Origin of the sequence: Nocardia sp. NPDC049149, assembly GCF_043197455.1 — a bacterium.
Taxonomy (GTDB): domain Bacteria; phylum Actinomycetota; class Actinomycetes; order Mycobacteriales; family Mycobacteriaceae; genus Nocardia.
Map to the genome: position 1 here is coordinate 441,779 of NZ_JBICTD010000003.1, position 15,834 is coordinate 457,612.

The 15,834-nt window shown below is 68.0% G+C and carries 11 protein-coding genes; 3 read left to right on the plus strand and 8 right to left on the minus strand.

Going from position 1 to position 15,834, the window contains the following annotated elements; genetic code table 11:
* Positions 1–122 precede the first annotated feature (122 nt).
* Genes ACGFNJ_RS12895 through ACGFNJ_RS12925 form a run of 7 tightly spaced genes read right to left on the minus strand, consistent with a single transcriptional unit; the run spans position 123 to position 11,065 of the window.
* A complete protein-coding gene (locus tag ACGFNJ_RS12895; RefSeq protein WP_393446705.1) occupies positions 123–1,052 on the minus strand; it encodes a hypothetical protein in 930 nt (309 codons plus the stop codon).
* Entirely contained in the window at positions 1,034–1,642 is a 609-nt protein-coding gene (locus ACGFNJ_RS12900; RefSeq protein WP_393446707.1) for a nitroreductase family protein, read from the minus strand. The genes ACGFNJ_RS12895 and ACGFNJ_RS12900 overlap by 19 nt, the downstream gene beginning before the upstream one ends.
* Positions 1,642–2,643 carry a ScbA/BarX family gamma-butyrolactone biosynthesis protein gene (locus ACGFNJ_RS12905; RefSeq protein WP_393446709.1) on the minus strand — a complete coding sequence of 334 codons (1,002 nt, stop codon included), beginning with the start codon at positions 2,641–2,643 and terminating at the stop codon, positions 1,642–1,644. Before ACGFNJ_RS12905 ends, ACGFNJ_RS12900 begins: the two co-directional genes overlap by 1 nt.
* On the minus strand, positions 2,631–3,560 hold the full coding sequence (locus ACGFNJ_RS12910) for a nucleoside-diphosphate kinase (RefSeq protein ID WP_393446711.1): 930 nt from the start codon (positions 3,558–3,560) through the stop codon (positions 2,631–2,633). Before ACGFNJ_RS12910 ends, ACGFNJ_RS12905 begins: the two co-directional genes overlap by 13 nt.
* Positions 3,557–4,996, minus strand: coding sequence for an SDR family oxidoreductase (locus ACGFNJ_RS12915; protein ID WP_393446713.1), 1,440 nt, complete (start codon positions 4,994–4,996; stop codon positions 3,557–3,559). Before ACGFNJ_RS12915 ends, ACGFNJ_RS12910 begins: the two co-directional genes overlap by 4 nt.
* A complete protein-coding gene (locus tag ACGFNJ_RS12920) occupies positions 4,993–8,376 on the minus strand; it encodes an AMP-binding protein (protein ID WP_393446715.1) in 3,384 nt (1,127 codons plus the stop codon). The genes ACGFNJ_RS12915 and ACGFNJ_RS12920 overlap by 4 nt, the downstream gene beginning before the upstream one ends.
* The gene (locus ACGFNJ_RS12925; protein ID WP_393446717.1) at positions 8,366–11,065 is read right to left on the minus strand and encodes a phosphoenolpyruvate synthase; all 2,700 of its coding nucleotides are present in this window, start codon (positions 11,063–11,065) and stop codon (positions 8,366–8,368) included. Before ACGFNJ_RS12925 ends, ACGFNJ_RS12920 begins: the two co-directional genes overlap by 11 nt.
* Positions 11,066–11,296: 231 nt before the next feature.
* Here ACGFNJ_RS12925 and ACGFNJ_RS12930 point away from each other — a divergent pair, with 231 nt between their 5' ends.
* The 3 genes from ACGFNJ_RS12930 (at position 11,297) to ACGFNJ_RS12940 (ending at position 13,606) form a co-directional block, all read left to right on the plus strand.
* On the plus strand, positions 11,297–12,001 hold the full coding sequence (locus tag ACGFNJ_RS12930; protein ID WP_393446719.1) for an ESX secretion-associated protein EspG: 705 nt from the start codon (positions 11,297–11,299) through the stop codon (positions 11,999–12,001).
* 94 nt (positions 12,002–12,095) lie between these two features.
* On the plus strand, positions 12,096–12,470 hold the full coding sequence (locus ACGFNJ_RS12935; RefSeq protein ID WP_069167588.1) for a hypothetical protein: 375 nt from the start codon (positions 12,096–12,098) through the stop codon (positions 12,468–12,470).
* Positions 12,467–13,606 carry a hypothetical protein gene (locus ACGFNJ_RS12940; RefSeq protein WP_393446721.1) on the plus strand — a complete coding sequence of 380 codons (1,140 nt, stop codon included), beginning with the start codon at positions 12,467–12,469 and terminating at the stop codon, positions 13,604–13,606. Before ACGFNJ_RS12935 ends, ACGFNJ_RS12940 begins: the two co-directional genes overlap by 4 nt.
* A gap of 956 nt (positions 13,607–14,562) precedes the next feature.
* On the opposite strand, the gene proB is transcribed toward ACGFNJ_RS12940, so the two are convergent.
* Entirely contained in the window at positions 14,563–15,699 is a 1,137-nt protein-coding gene (gene proB / locus ACGFNJ_RS12945) for a glutamate 5-kinase (protein ID WP_393446723.1), read from the minus strand.
* Between the last annotated feature and the right edge of the window lie 135 nt (positions 15,700–15,834).

The following is a 15,834-nucleotide window of genomic DNA, read 5'->3' on the forward strand; positions in this document are numbered from 1 at the left end:
GCATCGGCCCGGACCGCCGTGTCAGCATGCAGACCACATCGTCTTCGCGTATTCCACCAGACTCGGAGCGTGCCGAGGTGGAACACGACGGTGGTTTCCTCGGACGTTTCCCGTGCGCTCGGTTACGGCAAGGCCAGGGCTTGGCCGATCAACGCGAGGTAGAGGGCGAGGATGAAGACGACCGCGGGCAGCACGGGGTACTCCACGCGATCGCTCGAGCGGAATTTCAGCGCGCCGAACGCCGGGACCAACAGCAGCGGCACCGGCAGCCAGGCAATGATCGACGCGGGCGCGGCATAGTCCCACGGTCGCACGAGGACGAGATCGCACAGCACCGCGGCGACCGCGCACAGCAGCGACGCCGCCGTACTTCCCTTGGCGCCGAGGGCATTCGAGTACAGCAGCTCGTCAGGTCGGCGCACCCGCGAGGTCTTTCTGGCGAACTCGAACTGCAGGAACGCGCCCGCGAAGATCACCGCGGTCGCCGCGGCCTGCCACTGCGCACGCACCTCACCGGTGTCGATCGCCGAGACCACGACATAGCCCGTCACGAGCAACTGCACCGGATAGGTGACAACAAGGTTCACCAGGATGTGCGTGCGCACGGTGTCGGACAACCGCTCCAAACCCCACAGCGCCAGCCCGTAAGCCATTGCGACAGTGATCATTACGGCCGAACCAACGGACAACGCGAGGCTGGCCGCGATGGCGCCGACTGCGATGAGGCCCATCGCGACCCGCAGGTCGACCGCAGTCACCGCTCCAGTCACCAGCGGACGGTCCGGGTTGTGCACGCGGTCGTACTCGAGATCCTTCTGCTCGTCGACTATGCGCAAGTACAGCAGGACGAACGCGACCACCACGATCCGGAGCACGGTCGCGCCCGTCGGCCGCCACGCCGAATCCGGCTGTGCCGCCAGCGCAGCCGTGCCTTCGAGCGCGAGGACCCACAGCACGCCGTAGAGCAGGTAGTGCGGCTTGTACATCACGGCGGTGAACCGGGCGATCCGGGCGGCGGATGCCAGCGGACCGGTCACGCCCACCGATCCCACCTGGTCACCTCGGCGACAGGTGCACGTCGCCCAGGTCGATCGGCGCCGGGCAGGAGGTGCGCGACCGGAACCATCGCCACCTGTGTCACCTCGTCGAAGGGAATGCCGAGCAGCTCGGCGACTTCCCGCTCGTAGGCAAGGTGGGCGGTGGTCAGGCAGGAGCCGAGCCCACGGTCGCGCAGCGCGAGCATGAAGTTCCACACCGCAGGGAAGATCGACCCGTAGAAGCTAGCCAGCCGCAGCGCCGACACCGGCTCCGGCAGGCGGCCGAGCGAACAGACGAGCACCAGCGCGGGCACCTCGGCCAGGTGCTCCGCAAGGTACTGGCCGGAGTCGAGGTCACGAAGCTGATCGGGGCGTGGCGTACGACCGGACAGGTTGGCGGCGAACCCTTTTCGGTAGTACTCCGCGATCTGCTGCTTGGTCGCGCCGTCCTGGACGATCACGAAGCGCCACGGCTGCCGGTTGCTGCCGCTCGGCGCCTGGATCGCGATATCAAGGCACTCCAGCAGATCTTGCCGCTCGACCGGACGGGAGAGGTCGAGGCGGCGGCGGATAGCCCGGGTCGTGCTGAGCAACTCGATGCTCATCAACAGCCGCCTTCCGGCTGCTCGATGCCTGCCAGCGGGCCTGCGGTGTCGAAACCCAGTTCGTCGTCGGCGAATTCGAGATCGATGCGAGCCGCGACCGTGTCGCACTGCCGGATCTCACAGTGGATCACGGTGCGGTCGGCCTGCTGTCCGGTGATCTCGGCGACGCATTCGGCGGGGCGATCCAACTCCACGAACCGCTCGAAAGCGCTTCCGACGCACTCCAATCGCGGCGCCCGGTGCAACACCATGGCCAGCGCGGTCTGCCTGCACGCCTCGATCAGCAGGCTGCCAGGCACATGGTCGAGTTGGTGATCGAACAGGAACGGGTGCCCGAGATCAGGGACCAGCGCCGAGCGGGCGGTCGCCCCGGTCACCTGCGGCGGACTGATGACGACATTGCGCCAATTCTCCCGCCCGACCTCGGCCGCGGGCGCGCGATCGACGAGCGCGGAGGCGCCGCGATACGGCCCGAGGTCGAGGCTCTTGCGGAAGTTGGCGCGCAGTCCCGACCACTGTCGCTGCGTCACCCAGGAGAACGAGCCGTCGACCGTCATCATCGACTCTGCGCCACAGTCGATTTCGAGCACCATGTCCAGGCCGTGCAGTGTGTCGCCGTGTCCGTGCCGCCGCGGCACCCGCGCCCGCATCACCAGGTCGGCGGGCGCGGTGCCGATTTCCCACGCGCGCGTGTCCGCGCCGGTGCCGTTGAAACTGCGCACGATGAACGCCATATCACCTGGCACGCCGTAGAACTCGTGGGTCAGCGCGATCGCCGCCTGCCTGGCCGCCTCCATCACCAGCAGCGGGTCGTGGCGCAGGCCGAGCGAGCCGAGGTGGTCGCCGTAGTACGCGTGCATCCTCGGCAGCTGGGCACCAACGACGAACTCGTGCTCGGCCACGGTGTCCAGCGAGGTGACGAACACCTCCGACACCGCGCAGCGATGCGCCAACCGGCGCGAGATCGTGTGCAGATGGGTCGCGGTCTTCACTGCTTCCACGGCTGTCCCTCCAACCAATCTTTCGCGGTAATCGGGCGCAGCGTTTGCGGCTGCGTGCCGACCCGCATCGGGAGTACATAGGACCCGAGCACGATGACCGACCACGGATCGAGTTCCCTGCCGTCGGCCCATGCGGCGGCCAGCAGCCGTGCACAGTCCACGTCGGCCTGTGGGTCGAACCCGGAAGGGGCGGGCGCACCGGCCCGTTCGAGGTCGAGCACGATCCGTTCGACCGCATCCGCGCGGTCGAAACTGCGCGCAGGAGCCTGCGCGTAGAGGTCGTTCGCGAGCGCGCCTGCCTCGGCCGAGCGGTCGATGCCCGCCCCTGCCTGCGCGATCACCGTCGCCCTTCGCTGCTCGTCCAGGTAGATGGCGAGCTCCCGCAGCACGTCGGCGGGATCGTCGGGCGAATGCACCAGATTCAGCAGATAGTTGTGCCGACCGAGCAGGTAGCGCAGCTCGCCCGGTGCGCGCTTGCGCGGGTCGGTCGGCCCCTTCGCCTCGGTAAGGCGCACCGGGACAGGCAGTTCCGCGTCCGCACCGTGCACGACGAGGACAAGCACGTCCGAGATGCCGACGAGCAGGTCGGCCAGGCGCCTGCGCTCAGCGGAGGCGATATTCCAGGCGAAGTACCACAGCGCCCTGGCGATATGCCGGTCCACCGCGACACGGAAGGCCGCGACGACTCGGAAGTCGTTGTCCGCCAGCCACTTCAGGGTCGGGTCGACAGACCTCGCGACGATGGCGTCCGGCTTGAGCAGCAGCAGCGAATGCTCGCGAGCGAACTTCGCCGCGTCGATGCCGAGCCGGTCGAGCTGATCGACCGTCTCCTGCAGGTAGGTGTCCCCGGCATAGGCGGCCACCTTCTCCGGCTGCGGGGTCAGGGTGGCGAGTAGCTCGCCGAGCGACACACTCATCGATCCACTCCCCCGAGATCGATGCCTGCGAGCACCTCGTCGATCGACGGCAGCGGCACGCCGAGGTAGCCGGATTCCAGGCAGTAGTCCAGCAGCAGGCGCAGATACTCCTTGCCGGTCGAGGGCGCCGATTGTCCGAGCAGCACTTCGGTATTCGTGGTCTCGAAGGTCACGCGGCGATGGAAGTAGCTGGTGTAGAGCGAGCCGATGCGCCGGTAGTACTCGCGCTCGATGCTGCCGAGATCGTCTTCGTGGAAGGTCGCCTCCGGCACGAAGGTCGCGACCTCGAACGAGGGGTATTCGGCGAGCACGTCGGAGACCTCGCGCAAGGACAGGGTGTCGCGGCCGACCGCGTGGAAGGTGCGCTGGTGCGCCGAGTCGAAGTCCAGCACGGCCGCGGCGATCACGTCGGCCACGTGATCGACCGGCGCCAGCGACAATGTCGCGTCGTAGCGGCCCGGCAGCGACCGCAGCTTGCCCTCGACCATGAGTTTGACGACGGTGTAGAGGTTCTTGTACTCGCGGATCACGCCGGTGCCGGTCGCGCCGGTGACGATGCCGGGGCGCACGATCGACCACCGCAGGCCGAGCTCGCCCGCCGTGCGCACCAAGTGCTCGGCGTGAAACTTGCTTTCCTCGTACTGGTTTCCGAAGGTCTGGCCCGCGTCGAGCTCGCCCTCGGTGATCGTGCCGCCGCGATTGCCGCAGACGTAGGCCGTGCTCACGTAGACGAGCGGAACGTCCCAGGCCTTGGCCAGCGCGACCGCGTTGGCGGTGCCGCGCACATTCAGTTCGTGGTAGTCGGCGGGCGAGGCGTCGAACGCGGTGGTCGCCGCGCAGTGCACGATGGTGCCGACCCGCTCGGACAGGTCCGTCGAATCACGCTCGGCCAAGCCGAATCCCGGCATCCGGATATCGCCCGCCACCGGGCTGCCCGCGCCGAGTGCGGTGCCGTCGTTGCGGACGATACGCGCGTTGCTGTGCAGCACGGCCGCAACGGGGCGGGTGGCCGCGGCCAGGCGCGCCACCACCTCGGCGCCGACCAGGCCGGTCGCCCCGGTGACCAGAACCGTGTCGCGCCCGCCCATTCCGTCGTCGTGCAGCCGTTCGGTGCCGACGTGTCCGAGCAGTCGGCTGTGCGCATTGTTGGCGTACCGCGCACCGTCGTCGCTGGTCGCCGCGGCGAGCAGTCCCGCGGTGACCAGCGCGATGACGTCGCCGACCCGGCGCACCCCGATCAATCGTTCCGGCTTGTGGCGCGGCAGGCCGAAGGCCCGCTCCAGCACGACGGTCAGCTCCGTCAATCGCAGCGACTCGAAACCCAGGTCCTCGACCAGTCTTTGGTCGTTCCCGGCCTCGGCCAGCCGGTCGGGGGCCATGGCGTGCACCAGGCTCCGCACCCGCTCGGCCACCGCGGCGTCAGCGACGGCGGTCATAGCTCTCCTCCTTCGCGTAGGTGCGGTTGCTGCCCGCCGGAAGCCAGCAGGTCGCGGGCCTCGTCGAGGGGCAGGTCGGTGTCGAGATAGCCCGCGATGCGCAGCCAGTCGTAGCCGATCGCCAAGGTGCGCCGCCACTGCTCTCGCGAGTCGAAGGAGGCGGGGAAACCGGTGTCGGCCGAATCGGCGGCCACCGAGCGCACGATCGTAACGAGTTTGTCGAGAACGGCGAGCCCGGTGAACACGTCACCGCCCTTGATGAGCTCCGAGAAGCGCACCCGCCCCGCCGATTCCAGCTGCGCGAGCGCATCGGGGCCAGGTGCGCCTACGGGCAGCAGGCGACGGACAGTCGCCAACGGTGCGACGTCGGCGGGCAACGGATGAACGCCATAGGCGGACAACAGCACTCGCACGGCCATGGCGATCATTCGGTGCGCGGCGATGTCGGCGACGGCACCCTGGCCGTTCTTCAGCGCACCCGCCAGATCCTCACGGGCGTTCTCCAGCACGATGTTCGACCACACCAACGCCAACGCGCATTCGGTGAAGCGGCGCGCGGGCAGCGGGGACAGGGTGGCGGTACCGTCGTCGCGGACTGCCCCGTGCACGCCGAGGGCGGGCACGCGGGCGGACGGGACCGGGGTGTACGGCTTCGTCGTTTTACACATGGCGAGCGCGGGTGTGAGGACTTCGCCACGGCGCCATTGCAATCCGACGAAGCCGAGCCGGATGAACTCGGCAAGCTCTGCAGTGCGGTCTTCCGGTGCGCGGGCGAGTACGGCAGCGAGCGAGTGGCGGAACACCACAGAGCGCCAAGCGGCGGCGGCACGGTCCGAGAGCGCGAAAACGTCGCTGTCGCCACGGATGACGTGTAGTCGTTCACCGATCATCCATGTGGTCACACCCGGCACCCTGGCGAACAGGATCTGATCGGGATCGTCGACGACGTCCGTGACACCGAGTGCGGCTGCGAGGTCGAGCAGCTCGGCCCAGCCTGCGTCCTGCGCTGCCGGGTCGGCGAGATCGCGATAGCGGTCGACCAGATCGTCCTTGCCGATCCGATCCAGCTGCTGCGGCAGCCATTTCGTCTCGACGTAGCTCTCGCCGCGGCGCGCGGCCCAGCCCTTCATGGCTTGGAGCAAGCCGTCGCGCGCCCAGTCGATCGCCTCGTCGTGAACTTTCAAGGCGCGCAAGGCGATGGCGTAGCGCAGGGCATGCCGCGCGCGGGCCGACCACCAGTCGGCGATCAGTGCGGTGAACACCGAATACGGCAGCAACGCACGCAGCTCGTCGCAGTCGACGGCACCGGGCCGCACGACCGTCGCGCGCAGGAAGCGCTGACAGCGGTTGAGCAGATCCTCGTCGAGGCTCGTCGGTGTCGCGGCCTGCCCGACTTGTTCCAGCTGTCTGCGCAGCTGGGCCGCGGAGCGGGTGCGCACCTCCACGCGACGGCCGTCGATGAACAGCACGGTCGGCAAAGTGGGCAGGTTGTCGTCGCCGGGCGCGAGCACCAGGAAGTCCACGTCGGACCCCTCGTTCCCGAAGCCCTCGGCCAGCGAGCCCTCGAACAGCACGGTCGAATCCGGGGACACCGCAACCCTGTCCAACGCGCGGTCCAACAGCTGGCGCACCCGTTCGGCGGCCAGCGATGGCTCGGGCAGTTCGGCGTCGCTGGTCTCCTGGCGCGGGGTGTCTGCGACCTCGTGCACGACCGCGTCGACGAGGGCGCCGGCGCGGAACTGCTCCCACATGTGCCGCCTGCGCGGCTTGCCGCTGGAGGTGCGCCGGATGACACCGCGCGGTCCGGTGACGATGGTGACCGTCTGCGCGGGGCCGAGCTCACTGCGAATGATCTTGCGGGCCTCCACGATCCACTCCCCCGGTGCGGATTCGGCGAACAACGCGATGCCCTGCGCGCCGGGCTCGGTGATCGCGACCGCGGCGAGCTTGCCTTTGGTGAGCCCGGCTTCCTGGGCCACCCGCGATTCGATGTCCTCCATGAATACCGAGCGACCGCGCACCTTCAGGCTCGACCCCATCCGGCCGAGTACGAAAACTTCACCGCGATAACGGAATCCGGCGTCGCCGGAGTACAGCGCGCCGTCGATGATCCTGGTGGACGCCGTCTCGGAGACGTCGGAGTAGCCCAGTGCGACCGAGTCGCCGACCACCACCATCTCCCCGAGCGTGCCGTCGGCAAGTTCGCGGCCTTCCTCGTCGACGACGATGACGGTCGAGACAGGCAGGGAGTAACCGAGTCCGGTGATCCAGCCCGCGCCGTCGACCCGATGGGTGTCGTCGAGCAGTTGCTCGTCGAGGATGGTGACGGGTTCGCCGAATCGCAGCGTCGGGTTGTCGATGCGCAGGGCGGTGATCGGGCGATGCCGCGCCGAGGAGGTCACCATCAACGTCGCCTCGGCCAGCCCGTAGGCCAGAGTATAGGCGTTCATCGAAAAGCCCTGTGGTCCCGTAAGATTCGCGAACGATTGGAGGTCGGCGACCTCGACCGGCTCGGAGCCGACGGCCAGGGTGCGCCACCCGGATAGGTCGAGGTCGGCGATCTCGGCGGGCGAAACACGATGCGCCACATAACCGAGCGCGAACGAGGGGGACGGCGAATGTTGCGCGTGCGCCATCGCGCGCAGCCAGCGCACGGGGTCGCGGACGAACTGGTCAGGGCGCATCAGGTAAAGATCGCCCTGGTTGGTGACGGTGGTGAGGAACGCGCCGACCAGGCCCATGTCGTGATAGAGCGGCAGCCAGGACACCATCGAGTCGCCGGGCCGCCATTCGACCAGCTCCGAGATCATCGCGACGTTGTTCGCCAGGTTGTGCCAGCTGACCCGCACACCACGCGGAGCACCGGAGGAACCAGAGGTGAACTGCAGCAGGGCGCATTCGTCGGGCTTGCCGAATTCCCGCTCGGCGGGCGCGGCGCCCAAGGTCGACGCGTCGATCACCAGCGGCTCGTCGGTGCGCCCGGCCGCCGTCGCCGCTTGGCGCACGAGCTGCTCGAATTCCGTTGAGGTGACCACCAATCGGGGCGCGGCGGCGGTCAGGATCGCGGCGATGTGGGCGATGATCTGCTCGAGGTCGCCGAACATGGGCGGCGCGACCGGGGTGAACACCCCGCCGCACGCCCACACCGCGTAGAACGCGGCGACACACGGGAACCCGGTCGGCATGATGACACAGGCGCCGTCACCGCTGTCCATGCCGTGCTGCCGCATCAGCGCGGCGATCGACCAGGTGAGGTCGGCCAGTTCGAGGTAACTGCGGAATTCCCAGCCGTCGGCCTCGTCGGCCAGGTGAATGCCCGCATGACCAGCCGGGCTGATCAACCAATCACGTACGGCGGCAACATCTTTGTCATTGCCCATCGCGGACTTCTCCTTCGGCCAGAACGGTAACGGTTCCGTGCGTGCCATCGACCCGAATGCGCATACTGGTCCGTATCATTTTGGTGACATCCTTGACCTGGACCACCGTCGGCACCCCCAGCTCCCTTGCCACGATCGCGACATGGGTCAGCGGGCTACCACGCTCGATCACCAGCGCCGATGCCGAGGGCAGCGCGGCCACCCACCCGGGATCGGTCCGATATGCCACCAGGATGCCACCCGCGACGTCGCGTGGCTCGTCCACGACGATCGCGGTGCCCTCGACGACCCCGGCGGCCGACGGCGTGCCCGCAAACACGGTGCCTGCCTCGGCCGCAGGTGTGTCGGTGATCGGCACCCAACCCTGGCTCGCCAGCTCGGCCCGGCCGAACGCCGAACCCGTTGTGACGAACCTGGCGGGCGCCACCAGCCCGGCGTCCTTGACCCGCTGCGCCTTTCGCGCGGCGACCAGGTCCCGGAATCCGGCAGTATCGGCGCTCTCGTAGCAGCCGCGCAGCTCGTGCACGGTCAGGAAGAACACGTCGGCGAACTCGTCGATGACGCCGCGGGCGGCCAGGTCACGGCCCATCACCCTGATCATCCGCTTCACCATGCCGAAGGCCCTGGTGCGGCAGAACCGCAACCGCTCGCGGTGCGCAGCACAGCGAGATACTTTGCCGCGCAGACGTTCATAGACACGACGCCGCACACCGTGCAGGTGGCTGTCGAGGTAATCCTCGGCCTCGTCGCGGTGGCCGAGCGGCGCGTCCGGCAGCGCACTGCGCAGCATGACGAACAGGCTCGACGGATCTTCGCGCAGATCCGGTGTCTCCAGTTTGAGCTCGTCCAGGCTGCGGTAGCCGTAGCGGTCGAGGTAGGCGTCCACCTGTTCGCGGAAGTCCGGCCGACCCGCGAGCGCGGGGTAGATCTGTTCCGGCGCGGTCGAATTCACCAGGGCGGTCAGCTCGGGGTCGGCGCGGGCCACCTCGGCGAGTGCCTTCATTGCGCGGGCAGGTTCGGCGGATTCGACATCAGCGCCGGGGCCGACTACCGCGTACAGGAACCACTCCGGCGCCTTCGGCAGCAGCACCTTGGTGAGTAAGAACATCGCACCGGTGCAGGACAACAGGATCGCGTCGAGAACCATCAGCGGGCCCCAGCGCTCGACGAGGTCGCGATCCACCGTTCGGTATGCGGCATAGGCTTCGGCGCCGGACATCGCGGTGTAGTCGAGGGTGTCGTATTCGTCGTAGACGCGGTAGAAGTCGGTCATGAACTGTTCGACCATGGCGTCGATGCCGAACAGCCTGCGCAGGTAGGTCACCGTGGTGCGCGCCCGTGACCGCATCCGACGCAGCGGGTTGCGGAAGGTGAAGGGGCGCAGCGTCTTCGCGATATCGTTCGGCAGCGGTTCGGCGACCCCGAGTGCCGCCTCCAGCACCTTACGGTTCAGCGGATAGCCCGGTGCGACGCCGACCATGCGATACCAGTGCAGCAGGTTGTAGTAGACGCGCCCGTGAAAGTAGCCGAGCAACACCGGTGTCCACTGTTCGGTCTGGCGCACCTGCTCGTCGGGCACCCCCAGGGATTTCACGTAACCGTGGTAGACGCGACCGTAGATGTCGGCGGCCGTCGTGTAGGTCAGCGGGGAGGTGAGGCCGTTGAAACTCTCGATGATGTTGGAGTTGTCCCAGATTCGCTGTGCATCGTCGGGCACGACCTCGCCCGCACCGCGGATGAGCGCGTTCGGACCCGCTCCCAACGCCGTGGTGATCGGCCTGGCTTGCAGAAACCACAGCCCCTCGCCGTCGAGTGCCCACTCCACATCCTGCGGTGTGCCGAACTCGGCCTGTACCTTTCGACCCAGCTCGGTGATCTCGGCAATCTCGGCGGCGGTCAGCACCGGCAACTCGCGGTGCGCCGCGTCGACGTCGCTGATCGCACACCCCTGCTCACCCACCGCCGAATACAACCGGTCCTTGTCTCCCACTACGGTTTCCAACACCGCACCGGAGGACTTGTCGACAACAACCGAGTCGGCGTCCACCGCACCGGACACCAGCCCCTCGCCGAGCCCGTACACCGCGCTGATCATCAGCTCGTCCCGCGCGCCGCTGATCGGATTCGCGGTGAACAAGACGCCGCTGGCGCGCGCCGCGATCAAGCGTTGCAACACAACGGCGACCGCGCCCGCAGGCGGCTGCTTGTTGGCGAACGCATACCGCAGCGACCGCTCGGAGAACGCGGACACCCAGCAGTCCCGCACCCGGTCCAGCACCGCATCGATGCCGTTGACATTCAGGAAGGAATCGAACTGACCCGCATACGAGTGATCCGGCCCGTCCTCGGCGACCACCGACGAGCGCACCGCGATCGATCCGTCGCCGAGCCGGGTATAGGCGTCGGTGACCAGCACGCGGATCTCCGACGGCACCGGCGTCGCGGCGATCCAACCGCGCAGCGTGGCACCGGCCGCGAGTGCCGCATCGAGATCATCGAGGGCCACGAGCTCGGTCACGGCGTCGGTGAGCCCGCCGCGCGTCGTGAACTCGGCGAAGACCTCGGTGCCGAGCACGGTCCAGTCCGGGACCCGGAACCCGCTCGATCCGAGTTTGTGCAGGCCACGCGCTTTACCCCCGCCGCGGGCAGCGATCGACGCGGGATCGGTCCACGGTCCAAGAACCTGCACGGCATGCTCCCATCACCCCTGATCATCGTGCCGCAACGGAGCTGCGGTACGGGCGGGCCGAGCAACAAACGGGGTTGTCTGGATATATCCCAGAATTCACCCCAGTGTTAGCCCACAATGCGGAAGGCCCGGTACGCGTGGGTGCACCCGGCCCGGTGTGCTGCGGGTATTTCAGTGCTGCCGTTAAGCTACGAGATGTTTCGGTGGGTTCGGTGAGGATGTGATTCAGCGGTGAGTTGGACCTTCACGCCGGACGAGTTCGCCCACATCTGGCGCGAAACCGACCTCGACCGGCACCCGTATCCGCTGCGGATCCTGGAAACGCCGCGCACGGAGGACGAGGCCGAGCGGCTGCGCGCAACCATGGACGCGCGGCTGCCGTTGCGCGCCGATCCCGACCTGAGCGCCTGCCTGCACATCTTGGCCGCGCCACACACCAGGATCGTGGCGATCGGCGGCGCGCACCGGCCGGGCAGTGAGATCCGGCTGCTGGGTGGGGCGATCTACGACCGGGCCGTGCTCGTGGTGCAGGAAGCGGGCGCGACCCCGGATTTCGGCGGCCGCGTTCGGCTCTCGATCGGACACAGCGGCAAGCTCGGCGCGCGGATCGCCGCGCTGCTACCGCACACGCCACCAGGCAGGGAACCCGCCCGCTCAGCGCCGACCGCCGCGGTCCGCGACGAAGAAACAGTGGTCGCCGAACGGCCGGTGGCGCCGCGGATCCGCAAGCTGCTCCTGAAACCGCACAGCGCGGAAGGTCATATCCGGATAGAACCCCGGCTGGACGGCGATACCCCCGCACCGCCGATCCACTACACCTGGTTCGACGTCCAAGGCGATGGGCGCTACCTCATCAGGGCCGGTGCGGAAGTCCACATCACCCCGGCCTCGGCCGAACAGATCGCCGCACAATTGCAGAAGCGGATCCACGCGTGAAACCGGTTCCAGGGACGCCGACCGGTAACCACTGCTGACCGGATGCTCGGCTTCGGGATAGTCTGAGTCCGACCGACCATCTCAGGGGTGTGCGATGACGATCGAGACCAGCCGAGCCGATATCGTCCGGTTCAAGCAAGCGGCCCAGGCAGGCACCATCCAATTCGATCCGGCCGCGGCGCGGCGTTGCGCCGACCAGTACGACAAACAAGCAGAACGGCTGGTCTACTTACAGCAGCGGCTCGAATCAGCCGCAGAACTCGGCGGATTCGGCGGATTCGTCTCCGCTCAGCAGTTACAGGCCGGGTTCAACCACAAGGCGCGGGATGCCGCGGCGTTGCTCGATCACTACATCGAGGCCGCCTACCGGATGAAAGAGGCCTTCCTGATCAGCGGCGGACTGCTCGACGAAGCCGACGCCGCCAACGCCGCCGCCCTGCGCGCGCTGGGATCGAGGACCACACGATGACCGGTGTCGACCCTGACTACATCAGCTCGATGGAGCATTTCGAGTCGATGAAGCACGAAGAGATCTACGCCAAAACCCAGCAGATCGACGCCGCCGAAATCCTGCGCGCCTCCGTCGCCTGGCTGGAAGTGGCAGGCACGCTCAGCACCTCGTTCCCACTCACCCGCGGCAGCGTGGACCGAGTGATGAACTCGATGGAATGGAAGGGCGCCACCGCCGACGCCGCGTTCGCCAGCGCCCGCAGCTTCGCGGCCTCGGTGGACGAGCTCTCCGCCGTCATGAGTCAGGTCGGCGCCCGGCTCGGCGGGGTGGCCGCCGCGGCCGAAGCGGTCAAGATCGCGGTCGCGCCGCCGGGCGGCTCGGGACCGATCGGGGCCGTCGCCCGACTACTCGAGGCCGCACACGTCATCGACGCGCAGATGGCCGAAGAGGCGCTGCGCCAAGAGGCGGTGCTGGCGATGAACATGGTCTACAAGCCGGCATATGGCATGGCGGGCAAGGCTGTTCCCGCGCTACCGCCGCCGCCGGAGCTGCCCAAAGAGGTCAAGCCGGTGCCCTCCGCGCCGCAGCAGGAGTGGACGTCACCGCCCGCTCAGCCGGAATACGCTCCGCCCCAACAGAATCAGCCGAGCTATCCGCCGGCCCAGCCGGACGGCCGCGGCCCGGACGGGACGACTCCGTCGCCCGCCCCCGCCCCATCGAGGCCGGAATCGCAAGCGCCGCCGAGCACTTCGACGCCGCAGCCCGATCCGCAGCCGACCCCTGCCCCGTCAACACAGCAGGCGCCACCGACCACGCAGGCCCCGCCGCCGACCACACAGGCTCCGCCGCCACCAACGACGCAGGCCCCGACTCCGCCGACCGAGCAGGCGCCACCACCTCCGCCGACCACACAAGCCCCGCCACCACCAACAACCGAGGCACCACCGCCGCCACCGCCGTCGACCCAGCAGGCGCCGCCTCCTCCGCCGCCTCCCCAGCAGGCGCCGCCTCCTCCGCCGCCAGCGGGACCGACTGTGCCCCTTCCGGATCCAGGCGGCCAGCCAGGTGTCACCGGCCCGATCCCCCAGGAAAGCAACCAGCAACAACCTCAGTCGACCACCAACCAACCAGGCGTCGTCCCCTCACAAAAGTGACGGGCTCACCGAGCCTGAAACCCGACCTGAGAGAAGGCCACCCCTCGAACAGGCCATCACCGAGCCGACCGCCACAATCCGCTCAGCCATGTCCCGTACGACGAGCCACCAACTCCCGAACGGGACCCCATCGAGCCGACCCGCCACAATCCGCTCAGCCATGTCCCGTACGACGAGCCACCAACTCCCGAACGGGACGTCACCGAGCCGACCCGCCACAATCCGCTCAGCCATGTCCCGTACGGCGAACCACCAACTCCCGAACGGACGCCATCGAGCCGACCCGCCACAATCCGCTCAGCCATGTCCCGTACGGCGAACCACCAACTCCCGAACGGGACGCCATCGACCGACCCGCCACAATCCGCTCACCAAAGCCACGCTTACCCAGGTCTGGCAAAGAGCGAAAGACTCCCCGGCTCTACGGTCTCCTGTGAGTACGGCATCTCGGTGTGTGCACCGGATTAGCGTGGTTGCGTCGCCTGCCGTACCCGGCTGACCTCCGCAGTCAGTCACACGACCTCTCGTCTCAGCCGGGTCACTTGGCTGTGGTCCCGTCTCGAGAACTTTCAAGATCAAAGACAGAGATTCAAGATCAAAGACTCTCAGCCGCACACTTTCTGTCTTTCCGCACACCATTTTGCTAGCCAGATCGTGTGCGGGAAGACAGAAAGTGTGCGGCTGCGGGGGTTTGCGATCAGAGGCTTCGAATCCGCACTCGTTCTATGGATTCGCACTCATTCTGGGCTGGCAGAAGGGGTGCGGATCGACCGAAGGGGTGCGGATTTCGGCGTTGAGGCGGGGGGGCCGTGTTTGCCGGTCTCATGAGTACCGGCGATACTGGTATGTGGGATCCAAGGGGTGGTATCTGGTCGAGGGGGTAATGGTGCAGGTGGCTTCTCGGGCGATGCCTGCACCAGTGCCCCTTGATCTTGAAGTCGGGCTCCGCGGGCGGGTTAGACCTTGACCAGGTCGTCGGCGTGGATTACCGGGCGCTGCATGGTGTCTGGGAGTTCGGCGGTGGAGCGGCCGAGCATGCTGGTGAGTTCGGTGCTGTCGTAGGCGACCACGCCGCGGGCGATGATGCGTTCGTCTGCGGCGACCAGGTCTACGACGTCGCCGCCGTAGAAGTGGCCGCGGAGGCCGGTGATGCCTGCGGCGAGGAGGGAGCGGCGGTCGGCCACCGCGGTGGCCGCGCCGTCGTCGATGAGGAGGGCGCCGCGGCTGTCGGCGGCGTGACGGACCCAGAACTTGCGGGCGGACAGGCGAACCGGGCGGGCGGCGAAGGCGGTGCCGACCTTGCCGGTGCTCAGGGCCAGGTCGGCGGAGGTAGCGGCGGCGAGCAGCACGGGGACGCCTGCGTCGGCGGCGAGGCGGGCGGCCGACAGCTTGGATGCCATGCCGCCGGTGCCGAGCGCACCACCGCTGCCAGCGATGACGCCGTCCAGGTCGGCGCTGCTGCGCACCTCGGGGATGAAGCTGGCCGCACCCTTGCGCGGGTCACCGTCGTAGAGGCCTTCGACATCGGAGAGCAGCACCAGCGCGTCCGCGCCGACGAGATGGGCGACCAAGGCAGCAAGCCGGTCGTTGTCGCCGAAGCGGATCTCTTCCGTTGCGACGGTGTCGTTTTCGTTCACCACGGCGATCGCGCCGAGGGAACGCAGCCGGTCCAGGGTGCGCTGGGCGTTGCGGTGGTGTTCCCGGCGCGCGAAATCGTCTGCGCTCAAAAGGACTTGGCCGACCGTGCGGCCGTAACGGGCGAACGAGGTGCCCCACGCGTGCGCGAGCGCCAGCTGACCGACGCTGGCCGCGGCCTGCTTGGTGGCAAGGTCGCGGGGGCGGCTGCTCAGGCCGAGCGGCGCGATGCCCGCACCGATGGCGCCCGAGGACACCACCACCAGATCGGATCCAGCCCGCATCCTGGCTTCCACCGCGTCGGCGAGCCGATCGAGGCGTGCCGTGTCCAGCCCACCCTTCAGACTGGTGAGCGCAGACGAGCCGATCTTCACAACCACCCTGCGCGCGGACGCGATCGCTTCACGCGCCTCGCTTAGGCCTGAATCCGCTTCGGTAACACCAGAATTCACTGTCATAGCCCCTGAACTCCCTGCACAGCAAACGAATTCACCGAAACCCCGCTCGTTGTCCGAGACTGCGCCGAGTCGATCATCGGCACGCCCACCAAATCCGTCATCGGTCCGACAACCAAATCCACCGACACCACACTC

Bases quoted from the DNA above. Each gene is read 5' to 3' on its own strand.
- ACGFNJ_RS12900 (WP_393446707.1), bottom strand. From the start codon at position 1,642: ATGAGCATCGAGTTGCTCAGCACGACCCGGGCTATCCGCCGCCGCCTC.
- ACGFNJ_RS12910 (WP_393446711.1), bottom strand. From the start codon at position 3,560: ATGAGTGTGTCGCTCGGCGAGCTACTCGCCACCCTGACCCCGCAGCCG.
- ACGFNJ_RS12915 (WP_393446713.1), bottom strand. From the start codon at position 4,996: ATGACCGCCGTCGCTGACGCCGCGGTGGCCGAGCGGGTGCGGAGCCTG.
- ACGFNJ_RS12920 (WP_393446715.1), bottom strand. From the start codon at position 8,376: ATGGGCAATGACAAAGATGTTGCCGCCGTACGTGATTGGTTGATCAGC.
- ACGFNJ_RS12935 (WP_069167588.1), top strand. From the start codon at position 12,096: ATGACGATCGAGACCAGCCGAGCCGATATCGTCCGGTTCAAGCAAGCG.
- ACGFNJ_RS12940 (WP_393446721.1), top strand. From the start codon at position 12,467: ATGACCGGTGTCGACCCTGACTACATCAGCTCGATGGAGCATTTCGAG.
- proB (WP_393446723.1), bottom strand. From the start codon at position 15,699: ATGACAGTGAATTCTGGTGTTACCGAAGCGGATTCAGGCCTAAGCGAG.